Origin of the sequence: Heliomicrobium undosum, assembly GCF_009877425.1 — a bacterium.
Lineage (GTDB): Bacteria > Bacillota > Desulfitobacteriia > Heliobacteriales > Heliobacteriaceae > Heliomicrobium > Heliomicrobium undosum.
This window is the reverse complement of the sequence record NZ_WXEY01000011.1, coordinates 40,235-61,284: the sequence shown is the minus strand read 5'-3', so window position 1 is coordinate 61,284 and position 21,050 is coordinate 40,235. Positions and strand designations below refer to the sequence as shown.

Sequence of the window (21,050 nt, the reverse complement as noted above, 5' to 3'; positions counted from 1 at the left end):
CGATTGACGTTAGGGTCTATGGGTCAAATCCATCGATCAACGGGTCATAATCGGTCTATGGGTATTGAAAAGGGGATTCCCGCGCGGGGTGGCATCGGGAAGGAGTGGCGGAATCACTCGCGCGGCAATAGTCGCATAGGGGTGGAATGGCGCAGCGAGCGATTTGGGCGGAGCGGCGTAAGCGAGCGCAGGCTGCGAAGCGTAAAGGACGCCATGACATGCAGAATAGCCCGGAAGATTTGGCGTCCTAGCGTAGCAGACAAGCGAGTAGCCGCGCAGCCCTTAGCGAGCGGAGCCATTCCACCCCGTCGCGCAATACACGCCGCCTAAAAGGAAAGCCAGGAACCCCTGATCCAGCGGATCAACGGCCCTGACCTCGTAACAAAAAGGACACACGCCAATAGCCCGCCAAAGCGGGCTAAAGGATTAGACGAGCTCGACGATGCACATGGGGGCAGCGTCGCCGCGGCGGAACCCGGCCTTCAGGACGCGGGTGTAACCGCCTTGCCGTGTGGCGTATTTGGGGGCGATTTCCTTGAACAGTTGGGTGACGACCGATTCTTCCTGGATGAACGCCAGGGCTTGACGGCGCGAATGGATATCGCCTTGTTTGCCCAGGGTGATCATCTTGTCGGCGATCCGGCGCAGTTCTTTGGCCTTCGGCTCGGTGGTCACAATCTTCCCGTGCTTGAGCAGGGAGGTGGTGATGTTGCGCAGCAACGCCCGGCGATGGTTGGTCGGACGGCTGAATTTACGGTAGGGCACTCGATTCCCTCCTTTGCGACGGGGCTAGATTTAGTCTTCCGATTTACGCAACGACAGACCAAGGGCAGCCAACTTGGCGTCGACTTCCTCAAGGGATTTGCGGCCAAGGTTGCGCACCTTGATCATGTCTTCTTCCGTCTTATTGGTCAGGTCCTTCACGGTGTTGATCCCGGCCCGCTTCAGGCAGTTGTAGGAGCGAACAGACAGGTCCAGTTCCTCGATGGTCATCTCAAGGATCTTGTCCTGGGGACGTTCTTCCTTCTCGACCATGATCTCCACGTTCTCCGTGTTCTCCGTCAGGCCGACGAAGAGCTTGAGATAGTCGTTCATGATCTTGGCCGACCAACTGATGGCTTCTTCGGGCGTCAGGCTGCCATTCGTCCAAACTTCAAGAATCAGGCGATCATAGTTGGTGATCTGGCCGACGCGGGTATCCTCGACGCGGTAGTTGACCTTGCGGACCGGCGAGAAGTTGGCGTCGATGGGGATCACGCCGATGATGTGCTCCGATTTCCGGTGTTTGGTGGCCGTGATGTAGCCGCGGCTCTTCTCCACAGTGATCTCCATGAAGAGACGGCCGCCTTTATCGACGGTGGCGATGACCTGGTCGGGGTTGAGGATCTCCACATCGGCATCGGTGAGGATGTCCTCTGCGGTGACGACCCCTTGCCCCTCGAACTCAACCCGGACAACCCGCGGTTCCTCGGTATGCATCTTGATGGCAAGCTGCTTGAGATTCAGGATGATATCCGTCGTGTCTTCGACAACGCCGGGTATCGTAGAGAACTCGTGAAGAACACCCTCGATCTTCACCGAAGTAACGGCGGCCCCGAACAGGGAGGTAAGGAGAATGCGACGAAGGGAGTTGCCCAGGGTCACCCCGTAACCTCGCTCCAGAGGCTCGACCACAAACTTACCGTAGGTGGCGTCGTCACTCCGGGCGACACACTCGATCTTCGGTTTTTCGATTTCCAGCATGTACTGCTGAACCCTCCCTTGGCTTGAATCGGAAAACCCCTAATACTAGCGGGAGTACAATTCGACGATCAGGTGTTCTTGCAGGTTCGTGTCAATGTCTTCCCGTTTGGGCAGGGCGACGACCCGTCCGGACAGGGTGTTGACATCGAGCTCTAACCAAGCCGGCGGGGTTTTCTGGCCGAGGCCATCGACGATTTCCTTGAAGAGCGGCGTATCCTTGCTCTTCTCTTTCAGTTGGATCACATCTCCCACCCGCAGTTGGATGGAGGCGATGTTTACTTTCTTCCCGTTCAGGGTAAAGTGGTTGTGCAGAACAAATTGACGGGCCTCATTCCGGGAACGAGCAAAGCCGAGCCGGAAGACGACGTTGTCCATACGGGTTTCCAGAAGGCGGAGCAGGTTTTCGCCGGTGACGCCTTGCTGGCGGTCAGCCTCAGCGAAATAGGTGCGGAATTGGCCTTCCAGAATGCCGTACACCCGGCGGGCTTTTTGTTTTTCCCGCAACTGCAGGCCATATTCGGAGATTTTCTTACGGCCTTGGCCGTGCTGACCCGGCGCGTAGGTGCGGCGGTCAACGGCGCACTTGCCCGTGTAGCAGCGATCCCCTTTGAGGTATAATTTGGCCCCCTCCCGCCGGCAAAGGCGACAGACCGGACCGGTATAACGTGCCATTCTGCGGATGCACCTCCTAGGTGTTCAGATTAGACGCGGCGACGCTTCGGCGGCCGGCATCCGTTGTGGGGGATGGGGGTAACGTCTTTGATCATGTTGACTTCCAGGCCAGCGGCTTGCAGGGAGCGGATGGCCGCTTCCCGGCCGGAACCAGGGCCTTTGACCAGGCATTCGACTTCCCGCAGGCCATGCTCCATGGCTTCCTTGGCAGCCGATTCGGCGGCCATCTGGGCGGCGAAGGGCGTCGACTTTCTCGAACCCTTGAAGCCCAGGACGCCGGCAGAAGCCCAGGAGAGGGTGTTGCCGTTGGGGTCGGTGATGGTGACGATGGTGTTGTTGAAGGTGGACTTGATGTGGGCCACACCACGGTCCACATGCTTGCGTTCTTTCCGCTTGGTGCGGGTTACGCGACGTGCTGCTGCCATATCCGGTGATGACCCCCTTTACTTCTTCTTCTTGCCGGCAACGGTCCGGGCGGGACCTTTGCGCGTGCGGGCGTTCGTCTTGGTGCGCTGACCACGGACGGGGAGCCCGCGGCGATGGCGAAGGCCGCGGTAGCAGCCGATCTCCATGAGGCGCTTGATGTTCAGGGAAACTTCCCGGCGGAGATCCCCTTCGACTTCCACGTTCTTATCGATGTATTCCCGCAGGCGGGCCACTTCTTCATCGGTCAGATCGCGGGTCCGCGTGTCGGGGTTGATGCCGGTTTCAGCCAGGATCTTGTCGGCGGTGGGACGACCGATCCCAAAAATGTAGGTCAGCGCGATTGCAATCCGCTTGTCCCTGGGCAGGTCGATGCCGGCAATACGTGCCATAGTGGTGTGTGCACCTCCCGATTATTAACCTTGTTTTTGCTTGTGTTTCGGGTTCTCGCAAATGACCATGACTTTGCCTTTGCGCTTGATGATCTTGCATTTGTCACAGATCGTCTTCACTGAAGGCCGCACTTTCATCTTCGTTCCTCCTCGGGGGATCGACGGCTTGTATGATGACCGTTCAAGTATACTACGACCTTACTTGAACCGGTAGGTGATCCGTCCGCGGGTGAGATCATAGGGCGACAATTCGACCGTCACCCGGTCGCCGGGCAGGATCCGGATGAAGTTCATCCGAATTTTTCCCGACACATGGGCGAGGACCTTGTGGCCGTTCTCCAACTCCACGGTGAACATTGCGTTCGGCAAGGGCTCGACTACGCGACCCTCGACTTCAATCACGTCCGTTTTGGACATAAGGAATTCCAGCCTCCTTGATTTTACGAACCGGTCTCCAAGGTCTCCAGCAGTCGGCGGAGCGCACCGGAGACCTGGGCGTTGGCAGGAGTTTTGCCCTGTTGAAGCATTTCGCCGATTTCCGTTGCCACCAAGCCGGTGCACCGGAGGTGTTTGATCTTCTTCTTCTTGGGATTTTCCACTTTGCGATAGTGTCCGTCCGCAATTAGAAGGTAATCGGGATCAAGGATGTTGAGCACGATGAAATGCTTATCCCCATCCCTTCCGGCTTGAGAACGCACCAGCTCGCCTGGCTTGACGCACCGTACCGTCATAGTCACTTACCATGGAGGCGTGTGAGTATTTCCGGTCCATCATCAGTAAGGGCGATGGTATGCTCAAAATGGGCGGACGGTTTGCGGTCTTTCGTGACCACCGTCCACTGGTCTTCCTTGGTTTCGACTTCCCAGGTTCCTGCGTTGACCATCGGTTCGATGGCCAGCGTCATGCCCGCTTGAAGCCGCGGTCCCCGTCCAGCCGGCCCAAAGTTGGGCACCTGCGGCTCTTCATGCATCTTTTTACCGATGCCGTGGCCCACAAATTGGCGGACAACGGAAAACCCGTTTCCTTCAACATAGTTCTGAATGGCATGAGATATATCAAAGAGACGGTTGCCTACTTTCGCCTGTTCGATGCCGATCTCCAGGGAACGGCGCGTCACGTCCAGCAGGCGTTGCAGCTCCTCGTCAATCTCCCCGACGGGCAGCGTGATCGCTGCGTCGCCATGGTAATCATTGACAGAGGCGCCAACGTCAATACTGATAATATCCCCCGTTTGCAAGTGCCGTAAACCTGGAATGCCATGAACGACTTGTTCGTTGATGGAGGCGCAGATGGTGGCGGGGAAGCCCTGGTAGCCTTTGAAGGCGGGCTTGGCGCCCTTGGCGCGGATGTAATCCTCCGCCTTCCGGTCCAGGTCTGCCGTGGTCACCCCCGGCTCCACCGCTTTTTCCATCTCTCGCAAGGTCTCGGCCACAATCCGCCCGGCGTCCCGCATGTAATCGAGTTCCCGGGCGGCTTTCAAGACGATCATCAGGCGTCTCTCCCCAGGGCGGCGCAGATGTCCTTGAACACCGACGCCATGTCCTGTTCCCCGTTGATTCGCTTGTAGCGTCCTTTGGCCTCATAGTATTCGATGAGGGGTTGGGTCTGCCGGGTGTACACGTCAAGACGGTTTTCCGCCGTTTCGCGGGAGTCGTCGCTGCGCTGGTACAGCTCGCCGCCACACTTGCCACAGGCGCCCTCAGTCGGGGGCGGGTTGAAGACGACGTGGTAGGTGGCGCCGCACTGGCGGCAGATGCGGCGACCGGTCAGCCGCTCGATCAGCTTTTCCCGGGGCACATGGATGTCGACGACGGCATCCAGTTCCAGGCCCAGTTCCTTCAGGGTTTCTTCCAGCGCGTCAGCCTGCGGCACGGTCCGGGGGAAGCCGTCCAGGAGAAAGCCTTGGCGGCAATCGTCCTGGGCCAGGCGTTCCCGCACGATCCCGATGGTTACTTCATCGGGAACGAGTTGACCGGCATCCATGAAGGCTTTGGCCTTCCGACCCAGTTCCGTTCCGTTTTTGATGGCTGCGCGAAACATGTCGCCGGTGGAAATGTGGGGAATGGCAAACCGGCTCACCAGCATTTCGGCTTGAGTCCCTTTGCCGGCGCCCGGCGGACCCATCAGCAATACGTTCACGGTATATCCCTCCGTAAATCCCCCGCCCATACCGGCGGGGATGGTTGCTGCGGGCAGGTCCGGAATGTGTCCTTGCCGCTCCTAGACAGGTTTCCTCCGTCCTAGGACATGCCCACACTCTATATACTTCTATTTCATGAATCCTTGGTAATGCCGCATCAACATGTTTGATTCCAGCTGTTTCATCGTGTCTAGGGCAACGCCGACGCAGATCAACAGCGCCGTGCCGCCGAAGTAGATGTTGGTGATGCCGGTCAACATGATGACGAAGGTCGGCAGCAGGGAGATGACCGCCAGGAACAGCGCGCCAACCAGCGTGATGCGCGACATCACCCTGGTGATGTAGTCGGCTGTCGGTTTGCCGGGACGCAGCCCGGGGATGAAACCGCCATGCTTCTTCATATTGTCAGCCACATCGACCGGGTTGAAGGTGATGGCGGTGTAGAAGTAGGTGAAGAAGAGGATCAGCAGCGCATAGAAGGCGCTATGCAGGAAGGAACCGAAGTTGAAATACTGCTGAAACCACTGTCCCACCGGGGATTCTGGGAAGAAGGCGGCGATGGTCGTCGGCAGAGCCAGGATGGAGGAGGCGAAGATGACGGGGATGACACCAGCCTGGTTGACCTTCAAGGGGATGTGGGTGCTGTGCCCGCCGTAGACGCGACGTCCGACAACCCGTTTGGCGTAGTTGACAGGAATCCGGCGCTGCCCTTCGCTGATGTAGATGATCCCGGCGATGGTGACGCCGGCGATGATCACGAAGAGCAGAACGTTCAGCACGTTGGTGGTGCCGACGCGGACATACTCATAGAGTGCCGCGATACCGGCGGGGAGACGGGAGACGATACCGGCGAAGATGATCAGCGAGATCCCGTTGCCGATGCCTTTCTCGGTGATCCGTTCGCCGATCCACATGAGGAAAACCGTGCCGGCCGTCAGGGTGGTGGCGACGAGCAGGTACTGGGCGAAGCTCGGGTTGGCAACAGCGCCTTTCAGACCATAGGAGAGACCGATGGCCTGAATGAAGGCCAGGATGATGGTGAAGTAGCGGGTGTATTCGGTGATTTTTCTCCGACCCTCTTCCCCCTCCTTGGCCAGTTGTTCCAGTGAGGGGATGACGACGGTGAGGAGCTGCATGATGATCGACGCGTTGATGTAAGGGGTGATGCTCATGGCAAAGACGGAGAAGTTTCGGAAGGAGCCGCCCGAGATCACGTCAAAAAAGCCGAAGAGGGCCCCCGAGTTCAACAGTTGTTCGATCACTTCACGGTTGATGCCTGGCACGGGGATGTGGGCGCCGATGCGGAAGACAAGGAACATCATCAGGGTGAAGACGATCTTGCTCCGCAGATCGGGCAGTTTCCAGGCATTTTGCAGAGTGCCCACCAGAGTGGACATGTCTTACATCACCTCTACTTGGCCGCCGGCAGCTTTGATCTTCTCCGCCGCAGCCTCACTCACCCCATGGAGTTTTACCGTCAAGGCTTTTTCGATGTTGCCGTCGGCCAGCAGTTTGACGCCGTCCTTCAGCTTCTTGATCATTTTCCGTTCCAGAAGCAGTTCCGGCGTCACCACGGTGCCGGCCTCGAAGACATCGAGGTCGCCCACGTTGATGATGGCGAATTCCTTTTTAAAGCGGGCATTGGTGAAGCCGCGCTTGGGGAGCCGGCGCTGCAGCGGTTGTTGGCCGCCTTCGAAGCCGGGGCGGACGCCGCCGCCGGAACGGGCTTTTTGACCTTTGTGACCCCGGCCGGCCGTTTTGCCCAAGCCGGAACCGGTGCCTTGCCCTTTCCGGGTCGGTTTTTGCCGCGACCCCGGTGCCGGTTTCAGTTCATGGAGTTGCAAAGGGTACACCTCCTTGCGTTAGGCTTCCACTTCTTCCACGGTCACCAGGTGGTTGACCGTGCGAATCATGCCGCGGATGGCGGGGGTATCGTCATGGAGGACCGATTGATGGAGCTTTTTGAGACCCAGGGTGGCCACGGTGAGTTTCTGGTTCTTGGAGTAACCGATGGCGCTTTTCACCCAGGTGATCTTAAGTTTGTTGGCCACGGTTGACCCTCCTAACCAGTAATCTCTTCGACCGTCTTGCCGCGCAGTTTGGCGACCTCTTCGGCGCGCTTCAGGCTGCGCAGGCCTTCCATGGTGGCGCGCACCATGTTGTTGGCGTTGTTGGAACCCAGGGATTTGGTGAGGATATCGTGAATCCCAGCCAGTTCAAGGACGGCGCGGACAGGGCCGCCGGCGATGACGCCGGTACCTTTGGAAGCCGGCTTGAGCAACACCCGGCCGGCGCCGAATACGCCGAGGGTGGGATGGGGGATGGTCGTACCGACCATGGGGACGACGATCAGGTTCTTTTTCGCGTCTTCAACGCCTTTGCGGATCGCTTCAGGCACTTCGCCGGCCTTGCCGAGGCCGAAGCCTACGTGGCCTTTGCCGTCGCCGACAACAACCAGGGCGCTGAAGGAGAAACGGCGACCGCCCTTGACGACTTTCGCCACGCGGTTGATGTAGACGACTTTTTCCTGAAGTTCCAGACCACTCGCGTCTATTCTTGCCATTCTTTTCCCTCCTTTATGCGGGACGCTTAGAATTGAAGCCCCGCTTCCCGGGCTGCTTCGGCCAGAGCTGCGATCCGGCCGTGGTAGATATAACCGCCGCGGTCAAAGACCACTTTGTCGATGCCTTTTTCCAGGGCTTTCTTGGCGACGAGTTCGCCGACCTTTTTGGCCCCTTCGATGTTCCCGCCGGATACGTTGGCTGCCTTGAAGTCGCCGTCGAGGCTGGAGGCGGCCACCAGGGTCCGGCCGGTGACATCATTGACCACTTGGGCGTAGATATGATTCAGACTGCGGAAGACACACAGGCGGGGACGTTCTTCAGTGCCCTGCACCCGTTTGCGAATCCGCATGTGTTTCTTCTGACGTGCGGCATCGCGGTCAAGCTTTTTGATCACTCGGGCTCACTCCCTTCGACCTCGGGTTAGGGCTTATTTCTTGCCTTTTTTACCGCCGGTCTTACCGACTTTGCGGCGGATCACTTCGGTATCATACTTGATGCCCTTGCCCTTATAGGGTTCGGGCTCTCGTACGGCGCGGATGTTGGCCGCCAGCGCGCCCACTTTTTCCTTGTCGATCCCTTTGACGATGACCTTCGTCGGAACAGGGACTTCCACTTCAAGGCCTTCACCGGGGTCGATCTCGACCGGGTGGCTGTAGCCGACCGTGAGGACGAGCTTCTTGCCCTGCTTGGCCGCCCGGTAGCCGACGCCGACCAGTTCCAGGTTTTTGCTGAAGCCGGTAGACACGCCGTCGACCATATTGGCGACGAGGGTGCGGCTCAGGCCATGAAGGGAGCGATGGAATTTATCGTCGCTGGGGCGCGTAACCTGGACGGTGTTGCCTTCCACCGTGACGATGATGTCTTTATGGAGCTCCCGGCTGAGTTGGCCCTTCGGTCCTTTCACCGTAACGACGTTGCCTTCAATCGTCACGTTGACGCCGGCCGGGATCGCCACGGGTTTCTTGCCGATCCGTGACATGGTCACACCTCCTGCTGTGTGCGATTCGGTTCGATGGTGGGTCTGTTACCAGATGTAGCAGAGAACTTCTCCGCCCAGGCCGGCTTTGCGAGCGGCTTTGTCGCTCATGATGCCTTGCGAGGTCGAGAGAACGGCGACACCCAGTCCGCCGAGGACCTTGGGGATCTCTTCTTTGCGGGCGTAGACGCGCAGGCCCGGCTTGGAGATCCGCTTGACGCCGGTGATGACTTTCTCACGGTTGGGGCCGAACTTCAGGTAGATGCGGAGCAAGCCTTGCTTGTTGTCTTCGACGTATTCCACGTCTTTGACGTAACCTTCGTTCTTGAAGATTTCTGCGATGGCCCGCTTGACTTTGGAAGCCGGAACTTCCACTTTGTCATGGTAAACCATATTGGCATTGCGGATCCGTGTCAGGAAATCCGCGATTGGATCGGTCATGACCATTGGGCTGGTACCCCCTTCCGTGTATCTTTACCAACTGGCCTTGGTCACGCCGGGGATTTCCCCTTTGTAGGCCAGGTTGCGGAAGCAAATCCGGCACATCCCAAATTTACGCATATAAGCGTGGGGGCGTCCGCAGATCTTGCAGCGGTTGTGGGCGCGGACGCGAAATTTGGGGGAACGGCTTTGTTTCACGATCATGGATGTTTTTGCCACGAGATTCCCTCCTGTAATGCCTTATTCGGCGCGGAACGGCATTCCGATCAGCCGAAGGAGTTCACGGGCTTCTTCGTCGGTCTTGGCCGTCGTCACAAATGTGACGTCCATACCGCGCATACGGTCGATTTTATCGTACTCAATTTCGGGGAAAATCAGTTGTTCCTTCAGGCCGAGGGTGTAGTTGCCGCGACCGTCGAAGGACTTGGGGCTGATGCCGCGGAAATCGCGGACGCGGGGCAGAGACACGGTGACGAGCTTGTCGACGAAGTCGTACATCTTGTCGCCACGCAAGGTCACCTTGCAGCCGATCTTCATGCCTTCCCGCAGTTTGAAGCCGGCGATGGATTTCTTCGCCGTCGTGATGACCGGTTTCTGACCGGTGATGCGGGTCAGGTCGCCTACAGCCGCGTCAAGACCTTTGGGGTTTTGAATCGCTTCCCCGAGGCCCATGTTGACGACGACTTTTTCCAGGCGAGGGATCTGCATGACGTTCTTATATCCGAACCGCTGCATCATAGCAGCGTTGACATCGGTTTGAATCTTCTCTTTCAGACGGGCCAATCTGCTGACCTCCTCTCGGACGAGGCTTTACTTGTCTTTGTCAAGCACGTCGCCGCATTTGCGGCAGATGCGAGCCTTGTCGCCGTTTTCCAGGAACTTGTGACCGCTGCGCACCGGCCGGTCGCATTTGGGGCAGAAGATCATCACGTTGGAAGCGTCGATCGGCGCCTCTTTCTCGATGATGCCACCCTGGGGATTGGCTTTGCTGGGCTTCGAGTGCCGTTTGACGACGTTGACCTTCTCAACGACAACCCGGTTTTTGGCGGGAATCACTTCAATGATTTTGCCTTTTTTGCCAGCATCCTTGCCGGTGATGACCTGTACCAGATCGCCTTTTCTTACATGGACTTTCGGGTTGGCCATGGTGCTTTCACCTCCACCCTACAGTACTTCGGGGGCCAACGAAATGATCTTCATGAAATCGCGGTCGCGAAGTTCGCGGGCCACGGGCCCGAAGATACGGGTCCCCTTCGGGTTTTTTTGATCATTGATGATGACAGCGGCGTTTTCGCTGAAGCGGATGTAGGAGCCGTCAGGCCGTTTGATCGGTTTCCGGGTCCGGACAACCACGGCTTTGACGACGTCTCCCTTTTTAACCACGCCGCCGGGCGTTGCCTCTTTAACGGAAGCGACGATGATGTCGCCAACAGAGGCATACCTCCGGTAGGAGCCGCCCAACACACGGATGCACAACAACTCTTTGGCTCCGGTGTTGTCACCGACCCGGAGTCGAGTTTCTTGCTGGATCACGACGGTAACCTCCTATGCCGTGGTTTATACGATGACGGCCTTTTCGACGATACGGGTAACCCGCCAGCGCTTTTCCTTGGAGAGGGGACGGGTTTCCATGATTTCTACGACATCGCCGATTTGGCAGGCGTTTTCTTCATCATGGGCCTTGAATTTCTTCGTCTGCTTGACGGTACGGCCGTACAGGGGGTGCTGGATGCGGCTTTCAACGGCGACAACGACGGTCTTTTCCATCTTGTTGCTCGTGACTTTACCGATGCGAGTCTTTCGTTCGGCACGTTCGGACACTGCTTCTTACCTCCTTACCCGCTGCACTAAGCCTTTTGGGCTTCCAGTTCTCGTTGACGGAGGACTGTTTGCGTCCGGGCGATGTTTTTGCGCACGTCCCGGATCCGCATGGGGTTCTCCAACTGTTGGGTAGCAAGTTGAAAGCGGAGGCGGAAGAGCTCGTCTTTGAAGTTGGTGAGCTGTTTCTGCAGTTCTTCCGTGCTCAGGTCATGCAGTTCTTTAGCTTTCATTCGCTTCACCACCCACTTCTTCCCGTTTTACAAACTTGCACTTAATGGGCAGCTTGTGCATGGCCAGGCGCATGGCTTCCTTGGCGATATCTTCAGGAACGCCGGCCAGTTCGAACATGATCCGGCCCGGTTTGACAACGGCAACCCAGTATTCGGGAGAGCCTTTACCGGAACCCATCCGGGTTTCAGCCGGTTTGGCCGTTACAGGCTTGTCGGGGAAAATCTTGATCCAGACTTTACCGCCCCGTTTGATGTAGCGGGTCATGGCGATACGAGCGGCTTCGATCTGGCGGCTGGTGATCCAGGCGGCTTCAAGGGCTTGCAGGCCGTATTCACCAAAAGCGACGCTGTTGCCGCCTTTGGACTTGCCTTTCAGACGGCCCCGTTGCACCCGACGCCACTTGACGCGTTTCGGCAGCAACATGGGTTATTTCCCTCCTTCCGCGGCGGCAGGCGGCCGGCGGTCACCACGGGGGCGGCGATCGCGACGGTCGGAACGTTCAGGACGCTCAGCGCGCTCGGCAGGCTCACGGGTTTCACCGGTGCGGTTCTTGGCGCCCGGCAGGATTTCGCCTTTGTAGATCCAAACCTTGACGCCGATGATGCCATAGGTGGTGCGGGCTTCAGCGAAGCCGTAGTCGATATCGGCGCGGAGGGTGTGGAGGGGAACCTTACCTTCGTTGTACCATTCGGTCCGGGCGATCTCAGCGCCGCCGAGGCGACCGGAGACCATGATCTTGATGCCTTCGGCGCCAAGGCGCATGGTGCGGCCGACGGACTGTTTCATGGCCCGGCGGAAGGAGGTCCGCTTTTCCAACTGGGCAGCCACGTTCTCGGCGACGAGTTGGGCGTCCAGTTCAGGCTTTTTCACTTCGGCGATATTGATGTTGACGGCGCGACCCGTCATTTTTTCCAGCTCTTTGCGCAGGTTTTCCACCTCGGCGCCGCCGCGGCCGATAACGATGCCCGGCTTGGCGGTGTGGATGGTCACCTTGACGCGGTTGGCGGCCCGCTCGATCTCGATGCGGGGAATGCCGGCGGCATAGAGCTTCGATTTGACAAATTTGCGGATTTTGAGGTCTTCATGCAGCAGTTCGGCGTAGTTTTTGCCAGCGAACCACCGGGCATCCCAGTCCTTGATGATGCCAATCCGCAATCCTTTCGGATTGACCTTTTGACCCACGGCTTATCCCTCCTTCGTCCCGGCGTTGGCCTCGGCCTTCGCAGCAGCGGCTTTGGGGTCCTTCTTGGCGGCTGCGGGCTTGGCGGGCTTTTCGGCGACAATGACGGTGATGTGGCTCATGCGCTTCTTGATGACATCGGCGCGGCCTTGGGCGCGGGGGCTGATCCGTTTCATGCTGGGACCCTGGTCGACAAAGCAGGTCTTCACATAGAGATCGGCCGTGTTCATCTCGTAGTTGTGCTCGGCGTTGGCGACAGCCGATTTGAGGACTTTCGCAACGTCAGCGGCGCTTTTCACGGGGGTGAATTTCAAAATGGCAAAGGCGTCGGCTACCGATTTGCCCCGAATGAGGTCAATGACTTGACGTACCTTCCGGGGAGAGGTGCGGACGTACTTGGCCACCGCTTGGGCGGTTTTGGCTTCCATTGGCCTTCCTCCTCTTCTCCCTTGGCCTAGCGCAGACGGCTGGATTTCTCCGAACCGGCATGGCCTTTGAAGGTCCGGGTCGGGGCGAATTCGCCCAGTTTGTGGCCGACCATGTCTTCGGTCACGTAGACGGGGATGTGTTTGCGCCCGTCATGGACAGCGAAGGTGTGACCGACAAATTGCGGAAAAATGGTCGAGCGCCGGGACCAGGTCTTGATGACCCGTTTCTCGTTCTTTTGATTCAGTTCCTCAACCTTTTTAATCAGGCTGGTTTCAACATAAGGTCCTTTTTTCAGAGAACGGCCCATGCACGATCCTCCCTTCTGGTGTCGGGGTGGCGAGTGGTGTTACCCGCTCCGTATCACCGAACCAAATTACTTGGTGCGGCGTTTGATGATCAGCTTGTCAGAAGACTTCTTCCGACGGGTCTTGCCGCCGATGGCCACTTTGCCCCAGGGGGTGACGGGCGCTTTGCGTCCGATGGGGGAACGGCCTTCACCACCGCCATGGGGGTGATCGACGGGGTTCATGACAACACCGCGGACGGTGGGACGGATGCCCATCCAACGCTTCCGGCCGGCTTTGCCGATGGTGATGTTTTCATGTTCGAGGTTGCCCATCTGACCGATGGTGGCGCGGCACTCGGCCAGCACCTTGCGCATTTCGCCGGAGGGCAGGCGCAGGGTGGCGTGGTCGCCTTCCTTAGCCATGAGCTGGGCAGCGGCGCCGGCGGAACGGACGAGTTGGCCGCCTTTGCCGGGGCGCATCTCGATGCAGTGGATCAGGGTGCCGACGGGGATGTTCTTCAGGGGCAGGCAGTTGCCGGTCTTGATGTCGGCGTCAGGACCGGAGACGACGGTGTCGCCCACGTTCAGCCCGTTGGGGGCGATGATGTAGCGCTTGTCGCCGTCAGCGTAGTGGAGCAGGGCGATGCGCGAGGTACGGTTCGGATCGTACTCGATGGAAGCGACCTTGGCGGGAATGCCGTCCTTGATCCGCTTGAAGTCGATGACCCGGTACATGCGCTTGTGGCCGCCGCCCTGGTGGCGAACGGTCAGTTTGCCCTGGTTGTTGCGTCCGGCCTTCTTTTTCAAAGGCTGGAGCAGCGATTTTTCCGGTTGGGACTTGGTGATTTCATCAAAGCTCGCCACCGTCATCTGGCGGATACCAGGCGAGGTGGGCTTAAACTTTTTCACAGCCACGCGGTTTCCCTCCTTTGGTCCAGCCAGACTTAGACGCCTTCGAAGATTTCGATCTTGTCGCCCTCTTTCAGGGTGACGATGGCTTTCTTCTTGTCAGCGGTCCGACCGGCGTACTTGCCCATCCGCTTGGGCTTGCCTTTGACGTTCATGGTGTGAACGTCGAGGACCTTGACGTTGAAGAGCTGTTCGACAGCGTGCTTGATCTCGATTTTGTTGGCTTTCGGCTCCACCACGAAGGTGTATTTGTTCTCCTGAGCCAAGTCCATCGACCGTTCAGAGATAACGGGTTTTTTCAGAACGTCATAGGGGCTGCGCATCAGGCGAACACCTCCTCAACCTTGGCCACGGCATTTTTGGTGATGACCAGTTTGTCGTGGTTCAGGATGTCATAGACGTTGATGCCAACGGCTTCTACGGGGGAAACGCCGGGGATGTTGCGGGCCGACTTAAAGACGTTCTCGTCGATGTCGGCGGTCACCAACAGGGCCTTGCGTTCCACGTTGAGCTTGTTCATGATACCGGCGATGGCTTTCGTCTTCGGGGCGTCCATTTCCAGGGCGTCGACGACGATCAGGTTGCCGGCGCGGACTTTGTCCGACAGGGCCGATTTGAGGGCCAGACGGCGGGCCTTCTTCGGCATGGCGATCTTGTAGCTGCGGGGCTGGGGCCCGAAGATGATTGCGCCGCCTCGCCAGAGGGGCGAACGGCTGGTGCCGGCGCGGGCGCGGCCGGTGCCTTTTTGTCTCCAGGGCTTTTTGCCGCCCCCGGAGACTTCGCCACGGGACTTGACCTTGTGGGTACCGCGCCGCCAGGCGGCCAGTTGGGTAACCACGGCCTGGTGCATGACGGCCTCGTTGGGCTCGATGCCAAAGATCTCATCGTTCAGATCGATTTCACCGACCTGAGCGCCTTCGATGTTGTAAACGGCTACTTTCGGCATGTCGTGTCCTCCTTTCTCCGGGGGTTGATTACTTGGCTTTGACAGAGTTTTTGATCAGCAGCAGGCCGCGCTTGGGACCGGGCACTGCGCCTTTGATCAGGAGCAGGTTGCGCTCGGCGTCGACACGGACGACTTGCAGTTTTTGGACGGTGACGCGCTCGTTGCCCAGGCGACCGGGCATCTTGCGGCCTTTGAAGATACGGGCCGGACCTTTGGCGCCGGCAGAACCGGGGCGACGGTGGTATTTGGAACCGTGTTTCATCGGTCCACGCTTGAAGTTGTGGCGCTTGATGCCGCCGGCAAAACCTTTGCCTTTGGACGTGCCAACCACATCAACATACTCACCGGCGGAGAAGACGTCGGCTTTCAGTTCTTGGCCCACCTTATACTCGTCCATGCTCTCTACCTTAATTTCGCGCAGAACGCGAACCAGGCGAACGCCGGCGTTTTTCAGGTGACCTTTTTTCGGCTTGTTCAGCAGTTTTTCACGGACATCGCCGAAACCGATCTGTACAGCTTCGTATCCGTCCTTCTCCATGGTTTTCTTCTGAACGACAACACAGGGGCCGGCCTGGACAACCGTCACGGGCACAGCAACACCGTTGTCGGCAAATACCTGCGTCATACCGATTTTCCGTCCGAGAAGACCTTTCTTAGCCACCAATGACACCTCCCATCTCTAGCAAAAGGATTACAGCTTGATTTCGATATCCACGCCCGCCGGCAGGTCCAGACGCATGAGCGCATCGACAGTCTTCGGATTGGGTTCGAGGATGTCGATGAGGCGCTTGTGGGTGCGCATCTCAAACTGCTCACGGGAGTCTTTGTTGACGTGGGGAGAGCGCAGGATGGTGTAGATGCTCTTCTCCGTCGGCAACGGAATCGGACCGGATACCGCTGCGCCGGTCCGCTTGGCGGTTTCAACGATCTTTTCGGAAGACTGGTCGAGAATCCGATGATCGAAAGCCTTGAGGCGGATCCGAATTTTTTGTTTACCCATGTAGGTAAGTCCCTCCTTTTGTTCGCCCGATTGATTACGGACCTTCTCCGCGAAAATTACCCCAACAACGCTCTCGGGCGTGTCGTAAGTAAAAAAGACACAAAGAGAGCATCGCCCACCAATCCCGAGCCATTGTTGGGCAACCTTTCGCTTCATCGCAAAGCCAACCCACAATATGAAATTTTAGCACCAAGTGTTCGGAAATGCAAGTGATTTTCGCTTCGTATTTGAATATTTCTCGGAAAATCTGCGGGAAGTGGGCTGTTGGCGTGCGGGTACTGATCAAAGGCCGAGGGTTACCACGCGGGTAGTCATGTGACGCCGGAGAAGATGCCTGAGGTAATTCGCGCTACGATAGCGGGGGCTGACGGCGACCTTCGCTAAGAGCTCCGTGGCGGCTCGCTTGTCGTCTGCGCTCGCTCTTCGCCGCTCCGCTCAAATCGCTCAGGCCGCCCTGCTTTTATGGTAGATTGAGTACAGGGCTGAGCAATTTCAACGAGTTTAATAACCCCCACAATACGAAAAAAACAACCGGCTGGGGTATCCGTTTCATCGCCAGATCAAACTTGAGGCTATTACGGATGATTTAGCCCGTAATCTTCACAACTTGCTTTCTTTAGATGTCGCACACCATAACAGCTTATTCGTATTTGGAAAAATAAAGGAATATTAGATGTTCCGGATCAGTATTGTGCTATAATGTTTTTCAGGGGGGGGTGGTAAAGTGGCCGATCGGGATTTACTGCTTAAGATCCTAGAGCGTCTGGACCGGATGGAGGCACGACAGGGTGAGATATATCATGTCGTCCGAGCTATTGAGTCAAACCAAATCACAGGCCGGGCAGAGTTGGTTGCTGTGACCGACCGTGTAGTAGACCTAGAGCGTGGACAAAGCCGCGCAAAGCAAATAGTTTCTGAAGTCGCTGCAATACTCACATCAGCGAATAAGCCAGGTGCATAATGCTACCGGCTCTTTATACAGTCTATCAGCCCTAACCAGAGCCACACTACGCCATACGTCACCTATAATACCCCAAACAATATCGGATTACCAACCTAACGTCACCTAACCATATGCACATATTAAATAGGAAGGCCTTCCCCCTTAGCAACGGTGGAAGGCTTTTATCATGCTCTTTACTGCTGCCGTTAAAGTATAGTCTATGCGTTCGACGGAAAACACCCAAAGTGGCACCGGGTGCGCCAGCGGGGTGAGCGGTTTGAGCGGAGCGGCGAAGAAGCGAGTGAGGAGGCGGAGCGGAAAGGGCGCCATTGACATGCAGAAAAACCCGAGAGATTTTGGCGCCCGAGCGGAGCCGACGAGCGAGCCGCCGCGGAGCTCTTAGCGAACCCCGCTGGCGCACCCGCGCCACCCTCCGCAATTTTGTGACTCGGCGAATCTTATAATGAGGGAAGTTCAAGGACGCTTACAAAAAGAAAGCGACCGGGTCGCCTGAAACCTCAGGGACCCGGTCGCTTATTAGCCGCGTGGCGATCGATTACTCGATGATACCGGTGACAACACCGGCGCCGACGGTCCGGCCGCCTTCGCGGATAGCGAAGCGGAGGCCTTCTTCGATGGCGATGGTTTTGCCGAGCTCGATGACCATCTTGATGTTGTCGCCAGGCATGCACATTTCAACGCCTTCAGGCAGTTCGATGAAGCCGGTGACGTCGGTGGTCCGGAAGTAGAACTGGGGCCGGTAGCCGTTGAAGAACGGAGTGTGGCGGCCGCCTTCTTCTTTGGACAGGACGTAGACTTCGGAGGTGAACTTGGTGTGGGGCTTGATGGAGCCGGGCTTAGCCAGAACCTGGCCGCGCTCGATGTCTTTCCGTTCAACACCGCGCAGCAGGGCGCCGATGTTGTCGCCGGCTTGGGCGAAGTCGAGAAGCTTGCGGAACATTTCAACGCCGGTGACGACGGTCTTGCGGGTGGCTTCAGCCAGACCGACAATCTCGATTTCTTCGCCGACTTTGATCTGACCACGCTCGACGCGGCCGGTGGCGACGGTGCCGCGACCGGTGATGGTGAAGACGTCTTCAACCGGCATCAGGAAGGGCTTGTCGGTGGCGCGCTCGGGGGTGGGGATGTACTTGTCGACTTCGTCCATGAGCGACCAGACCTTGCCGCACCATTCGCACTCGCGCTTGCCGCAGCCGCACTCGAGGGCTTTCAGGCCGGAACCGGCAACGATGGGAATGTCGTCGCCAGGGAACTCGTAGGAGGAGAGGAGTTCGCGAACTTCCATCTCAACCAGTTCCATCAGTTCGGCGTCGTCCACCATGTCGGCTTTGTTCAGCCAGACAACGATGTAGGGAACGCCAACCTGGCGGGCCAGGAGGATGTGTTCACGGGTCTGGGGCATGGGGCCGTCAGCAGCGGACACAACCAGGATGGCGCCGTCCATCTGGGCAGCACCGGTGATCATGTTCTTGATGTAGTCGGCGTGGCCGGGGCAGTCCACGTGAGCGTAGTGACGGGTGTCCGTCTCATACTCGACGTGGGCGGTGTTGATGGTGATGCCGCGTTCACGCTCTTCGGGAGCAGCGTCGATTTCGTCGTACTTTTTGAAGGAGGCTTTGCCGACTTTGGAGAGAACCAGAGTGATGGCAGCGGTGGTGGTGGTTTTGCCGTGGTCAACGTGACCGATGGTGCCGATGTTCACGTGCGGCTTGGTGCGCTCGAATTTGGCTTTTGCCATTTCGTACTCATCCTTCCTTTTCAGGCTTAAGGATTATTGGTGAGGGCGGCTTGGCCACCCTCTATCCGGCGAAAATCGCCTGTGGCGATTTAGCCTTTTCTTTTCGCGATGATGCCTTCAGCGATGTTGCGGGGCACTTCTTCGTTATGGCTGTACATCATGACGTACTGGCCGCGGCCTTGGGTGCGCGAACGCAGGTCGGTGGCGTAGCCGAACATCTCCGACAGGGGAACGAAGCCGCGCACCACTTGGGTGTTGCCGCGCGCTTCCATGCCTTCAATGCGGCCCCGGCGGGAGTTGATGTCGCCGATGACGTCGCCCATGTATTCCTCGGGAACAGTGACTTCGACTTTCATCACCGGCTCAAGGATGACGGGCTTGGCCTTAGCGGCGCCTTCTTTGAACGCCATGGAGCCGGCGATCTTAAAGGCCATTTCCGAGGAGTCCACATCGTGGTAGGAACCGAAGACAAGGGTGACGCGGAAGTCAACAGTGGGATAACCGGCGAGGACGCCTGTTTCGGCGGCTTCGCGGATCCCGTTGTCGATGGGCTGGATGTATTCGCGGGGAATCACGCCGCCAACGATCTTGTTGACAAATTCGTACCCTTCACCAGGCTCACGCGGTTCGATCTCGATGACAGCGTGGCCGTATTGACCGCGACCGCCAGACTGGCGAACGAACTTGCCTTCCGCCTTGGCTTTGGTGCGAATGGTCTCCTTGTAGGCGACCTGAGGCCGTCCGACGTTGGCTTCGACCTTGAACTCGCGCATCATCCGGTCGACGATGATCTCCAGGTGGAGTTCGCCCATACCGGAGATGATCGTCTGACCCGTTTCATGGTCAGTGGACATGCGGAAGGTCGGGTCTTCTTCGGACAGGCGCTGAAGGGCGATGCCCATCTTGTCCTGGTCGGCCTTTGTCTTCGGTTCAATGGCAACGTGGATGACCGGATCAGGGAACTGCATCGACTCAAGGATGATGGGCTGCTTCTCATCGCAGAGGGTGTCGCCCGTCGTGGTGTCCTTCAGGCCGACAGCAGCGGCGATATCACCGGTGTAAAACTCGGCGATCTCTTCCCGGTGGTTGGCGTGCATCTGGAGGATGCGGCCGATCCGTTCCTTTTTGCCCTTGGTCGAGTTGTACACGTATGAGCCGGAGCTCAGCTTGCCAGAGTAGACACGGAAGAAGGCCAGTTTGCCCACATAAGGGTCGGCCATGATCTTGAAGGCCAATGCGGAGAAAGGCTCTTCGTCGGAAACCTCACGAACATCTTCCTCGCCGGAGTCGGGGTTAACGCCCTTGACGGCAGGGATGTCGACCGGCGCCGGCAGGAACTCAACGACGGCGTCGAGCAGGGGCTGTACGCCTTTGTTCTTGAAGGAGGAACCGCAGAGAACAGGGATCATCTTAACGGCCAGGGTGCTCTTACGAACGCCGTTGCGGACTTCCTCTTCGGTCAGTTCTTCCCCTTCAAGGTACTTCATCATCAGTTCCTCGTCAGACTCAGCAACCGCTTCCAGCAGCTTTTCCCGGTATTCGGCGGCGATATCGGCGAGGTCCTCGGGGATCTCGGTGACATCGCTCGTCTTGCCCAGGTCATCGACGTAGATCATGGCTTTCATCGTGATCAGGTCGACGATGCCTTTGAATTGGTCTTCAGAGCCAATAGGAATCTGGATGGGCACAGGGTTGGCGCCCAAGCGCTCCCGGATCATGCTGACGCCGCGGAAAAAATCGGCGCCGATGCGGTCCATCTTGTTGATGTAGGCGATCCGGGGAACACCGTACTTGTCAGCTTGGCGCCATACCGTTTCCGACTGCGGTTCAACACCGCCAACGGAACAAAAGACGGCGACGGCCCCGTCCAATACCCGCAGGGAACGTTCGACTTCAACGGTAAAGTCCACGTGGCCGGGCGTATCGATGATGTTAATCCGGTGCCCGCGCCATTGGCAGGTCGTCGCGGCAGAGGTGATGGTGATGCCGCGTTCTTGTTCTTGAACCATCCAGTCCATGGTGGCAGCGCCATCATGAACCTCACCGATCTTGTGCACCCGGCCCGTGTAGAACAGGATGCGCTCGGTGGTTGTCGTTTTGCCGGCATCGATGTGGGCCATAATGCCGATGTTCCGTGTCTTATCTAACGGAAACTGTCTAGGCACGCTCGTTCCCCCTTTCTGTCGGATCTCAGG

At 57.9% G+C, this 21,050-nt stretch carries 33 protein-coding genes and 1 pseudogene; all 34 read right to left on the bottom strand.

Annotated elements, in window-relative coordinates; genetic code table 11:
* Window positions 1–426 precede the first annotated feature (426 nt).
* The 34 genes and pseudogenes from rplQ to fusA all read right to left on the bottom strand — a co-directional run bounded on the left by rplQ (window position 427) and on the right by fusA (window position 21,020).
* Window positions 427–765: a 50S ribosomal protein L17 gene (gene rplQ, locus GTO91_RS11210; RefSeq protein ID WP_161258804.1), complete on the bottom strand. Its 339-nt coding sequence runs from the start codon at window positions 763–765 to the stop codon at window positions 427–429.
* A 30-nt stretch (window positions 766–795) separates the two neighbouring features.
* Window positions 796–1,743, bottom strand: a complete 948-nt coding sequence (locus GTO91_RS11205; RefSeq protein ID WP_161258803.1) for a DNA-directed RNA polymerase subunit alpha — start codon at window positions 1,741–1,743, stop codon at window positions 796–798.
* A 45-nt stretch (window positions 1,744–1,788) separates the two neighbouring features.
* Window positions 1,789–2,415, bottom strand: coding sequence for a 30S ribosomal protein S4 (gene rpsD, locus GTO91_RS11200; RefSeq protein ID WP_161258802.1), 627 nt, complete (start codon window positions 2,413–2,415; stop codon window positions 1,789–1,791).
* A gap of 29 nt (window positions 2,416–2,444) precedes the next feature.
* The gene (gene rpsK / locus GTO91_RS11195; protein WP_161258801.1) at window positions 2,445–2,840 is read right to left on the bottom strand and encodes a 30S ribosomal protein S11; all 396 of its coding nucleotides are present in this window, start codon (window positions 2,838–2,840) and stop codon (window positions 2,445–2,447) included.
* Between the two features lie 18 nt (window positions 2,841–2,858).
* Window positions 2,859–3,230, bottom strand: coding sequence for a 30S ribosomal protein S13 (rpsM, locus tag GTO91_RS11190; protein ID WP_161258800.1), 372 nt, complete (start codon window positions 3,228–3,230; stop codon window positions 2,859–2,861).
* Between the two features lie 24 nt (window positions 3,231–3,254).
* Window positions 3,255–3,368, bottom strand: coding sequence for a 50S ribosomal protein L36 (gene rpmJ / locus GTO91_RS11185; protein WP_012282496.1), 114 nt, complete (start codon window positions 3,366–3,368; stop codon window positions 3,255–3,257).
* Window positions 3,369–3,428: 60 nt separating this feature from the next.
* A complete protein-coding gene (infA, locus tag GTO91_RS11180; RefSeq protein WP_012282495.1) occupies window positions 3,429–3,647 on the bottom strand; it encodes a translation initiation factor IF-1 in 219 nt (72 codons plus the stop codon).
* Window positions 3,648–3,670: 23 nt separating this feature from the next.
* Window positions 3,671–3,961 (bottom strand): KOW domain-containing RNA-binding protein, encoded by a 291-nt coding sequence (locus GTO91_RS11175; protein ID WP_161258799.1) that lies wholly within the window; start codon window positions 3,959–3,961, stop codon window positions 3,671–3,673.
* 2 nt (window positions 3,962–3,963) lie between these two features.
* A complete protein-coding gene (gene map, locus GTO91_RS11170; protein WP_161258798.1) occupies window positions 3,964–4,719 on the bottom strand; it encodes a type I methionyl aminopeptidase in 756 nt (251 codons plus the stop codon).
* Window positions 4,719–5,369: an adenylate kinase gene (locus GTO91_RS11165; protein ID WP_161258797.1), complete on the bottom strand. Its 651-nt coding sequence runs from the start codon at window positions 5,367–5,369 to the stop codon at window positions 4,719–4,721. The genes map and GTO91_RS11165 overlap by 1 nt, the downstream gene beginning before the upstream one ends.
* Window positions 5,370–5,498: 129 nt before the next feature.
* Entirely contained in the window at window positions 5,499–6,758 is a 1,260-nt protein-coding gene (secY, locus tag GTO91_RS11160; protein ID WP_161258846.1) for a preprotein translocase subunit SecY, read from the bottom strand.
* A gap of 12 nt (window positions 6,759–6,770) precedes the next feature.
* Window positions 6,771–7,214, bottom strand: a complete 444-nt coding sequence (gene rplO, locus GTO91_RS11155; RefSeq protein WP_161258796.1) for a 50S ribosomal protein L15 — start codon at window positions 7,212–7,214, stop codon at window positions 6,771–6,773.
* A gap of 18 nt (window positions 7,215–7,232) precedes the next feature.
* The gene (rpmD, locus tag GTO91_RS11150; protein ID WP_161258795.1) at window positions 7,233–7,421 is read right to left on the bottom strand and encodes a 50S ribosomal protein L30; all 189 of its coding nucleotides are present in this window, start codon (window positions 7,419–7,421) and stop codon (window positions 7,233–7,235) included.
* A gap of 11 nt (window positions 7,422–7,432) precedes the next feature.
* Entirely contained in the window at window positions 7,433–7,933 is a 501-nt protein-coding gene (rpsE, locus tag GTO91_RS11145) for a 30S ribosomal protein S5 (protein ID WP_161258794.1), read from the bottom strand.
* 26 nt (window positions 7,934–7,959) lie between these two features.
* A complete protein-coding gene (gene rplR, locus GTO91_RS11140; protein WP_161258793.1) occupies window positions 7,960–8,328 on the bottom strand; it encodes a 50S ribosomal protein L18 in 369 nt (122 codons plus the stop codon).
* Window positions 8,329–8,361: 33 nt separating this feature from the next.
* The gene (gene rplF, locus GTO91_RS11135) at window positions 8,362–8,913 is read right to left on the bottom strand and encodes a 50S ribosomal protein L6 (protein WP_161258792.1); all 552 of its coding nucleotides are present in this window, start codon (window positions 8,911–8,913) and stop codon (window positions 8,362–8,364) included.
* 45 nt (window positions 8,914–8,958) lie between these two features.
* Window positions 8,959–9,357, bottom strand: a complete 399-nt coding sequence (rpsH, locus tag GTO91_RS11130) for a 30S ribosomal protein S8 (RefSeq protein ID WP_012282485.1) — start codon at window positions 9,355–9,357, stop codon at window positions 8,959–8,961.
* 27 nt (window positions 9,358–9,384) lie between these two features.
* On the bottom strand, window positions 9,385–9,570 hold the full coding sequence (locus tag GTO91_RS11125; RefSeq protein ID WP_161258791.1) for a type Z 30S ribosomal protein S14: 186 nt from the start codon (window positions 9,568–9,570) through the stop codon (window positions 9,385–9,387).
* Window positions 9,571–9,591: 21 nt separating this feature from the next.
* A complete protein-coding gene (rplE, locus tag GTO91_RS11120) occupies window positions 9,592–10,134 on the bottom strand; it encodes a 50S ribosomal protein L5 (protein WP_161258790.1) in 543 nt (180 codons plus the stop codon).
* A 27-nt stretch (window positions 10,135–10,161) separates the two neighbouring features.
* Window positions 10,162–10,497 carry a 50S ribosomal protein L24 gene (rplX, locus tag GTO91_RS11115; RefSeq protein WP_161258789.1) on the bottom strand — a complete coding sequence of 112 codons (336 nt, stop codon included), beginning with the start codon at window positions 10,495–10,497 and terminating at the stop codon, window positions 10,162–10,164.
* Window positions 10,498–10,515: 18 nt separating this feature from the next.
* A complete protein-coding gene (gene rplN / locus GTO91_RS11110) occupies window positions 10,516–10,884 on the bottom strand; it encodes a 50S ribosomal protein L14 (RefSeq protein ID WP_161258788.1) in 369 nt (122 codons plus the stop codon).
* 24 nt (window positions 10,885–10,908) lie between these two features.
* A complete protein-coding gene (gene rpsQ / locus GTO91_RS11105; RefSeq protein ID WP_161258787.1) occupies window positions 10,909–11,172 on the bottom strand; it encodes a 30S ribosomal protein S17 in 264 nt (87 codons plus the stop codon).
* A gap of 26 nt (window positions 11,173–11,198) precedes the next feature.
* On the bottom strand, window positions 11,199–11,402 hold the full coding sequence (gene rpmC, locus GTO91_RS11100) for a 50S ribosomal protein L29 (protein WP_161258786.1): 204 nt from the start codon (window positions 11,400–11,402) through the stop codon (window positions 11,199–11,201).
* Window positions 11,392–11,826 carry a 50S ribosomal protein L16 gene (gene rplP / locus GTO91_RS11095; RefSeq protein ID WP_161258785.1) on the bottom strand — a complete coding sequence of 145 codons (435 nt, stop codon included), beginning with the start codon at window positions 11,824–11,826 and terminating at the stop codon, window positions 11,392–11,394. The genes rpmC and rplP overlap by 11 nt, the downstream gene beginning before the upstream one ends.
* A gap of 3 nt (window positions 11,827–11,829) precedes the next feature.
* On the bottom strand, window positions 11,830–12,585 hold the full coding sequence (rpsC, locus tag GTO91_RS11090; RefSeq protein WP_161258784.1) for a 30S ribosomal protein S3: 756 nt from the start codon (window positions 12,583–12,585) through the stop codon (window positions 11,830–11,832).
* Between the two features lie 87 nt (window positions 12,586–12,672).
* A pseudogene (gene rplV, locus GTO91_RS11085) lies at window positions 12,673–13,011 on the bottom strand (50S ribosomal protein L22); the annotation flags it as partial.
* Between the two features lie 26 nt (window positions 13,012–13,037).
* Complete coding sequence (gene rpsS / locus GTO91_RS11080; RefSeq protein WP_161258782.1) at window positions 13,038–13,319, bottom strand: 30S ribosomal protein S19; 282 nt, start codon at window positions 13,317–13,319, stop codon at window positions 13,038–13,040.
* 66 nt (window positions 13,320–13,385) lie between these two features.
* On the bottom strand, window positions 13,386–14,213 hold the full coding sequence (gene rplB / locus GTO91_RS11075; protein WP_161258781.1) for a 50S ribosomal protein L2: 828 nt from the start codon (window positions 14,211–14,213) through the stop codon (window positions 13,386–13,388).
* Window positions 14,214–14,242: 29 nt separating this feature from the next.
* Complete coding sequence (gene rplW, locus GTO91_RS11070; protein ID WP_161258780.1) at window positions 14,243–14,530, bottom strand: 50S ribosomal protein L23; 288 nt, start codon at window positions 14,528–14,530, stop codon at window positions 14,243–14,245.
* On the bottom strand, window positions 14,530–15,153 hold the full coding sequence (gene rplD / locus GTO91_RS11065; protein WP_161258779.1) for a 50S ribosomal protein L4: 624 nt from the start codon (window positions 15,151–15,153) through the stop codon (window positions 14,530–14,532). Before rplD ends, rplW begins: the two co-directional genes overlap by 1 nt.
* 28 nt (window positions 15,154–15,181) lie before the next feature.
* Window positions 15,182–15,814, bottom strand: a complete 633-nt coding sequence (gene rplC, locus GTO91_RS11060) for a 50S ribosomal protein L3 (protein WP_161258778.1) — start codon at window positions 15,812–15,814, stop codon at window positions 15,182–15,184.
* A 30-nt stretch (window positions 15,815–15,844) separates the two neighbouring features.
* Entirely contained in the window at window positions 15,845–16,153 is a 309-nt protein-coding gene (rpsJ, locus tag GTO91_RS11055) for a 30S ribosomal protein S10 (protein ID WP_012282470.1), read from the bottom strand.
* Window positions 16,154–17,652: 1,499 nt separating this feature from the next.
* Window positions 17,653–18,855: an elongation factor Tu gene (gene tuf / locus GTO91_RS11050; RefSeq protein WP_161258777.1), complete on the bottom strand. Its 1,203-nt coding sequence runs from the start codon at window positions 18,853–18,855 to the stop codon at window positions 17,653–17,655.
* A gap of 89 nt (window positions 18,856–18,944) precedes the next feature.
* Entirely contained in the window at window positions 18,945–21,020 is a 2,076-nt protein-coding gene (gene fusA, locus GTO91_RS11045) for an elongation factor G (RefSeq protein ID WP_161258776.1), read from the bottom strand.
* Window positions 21,021–21,050: the final 30 nt, after the last annotated feature.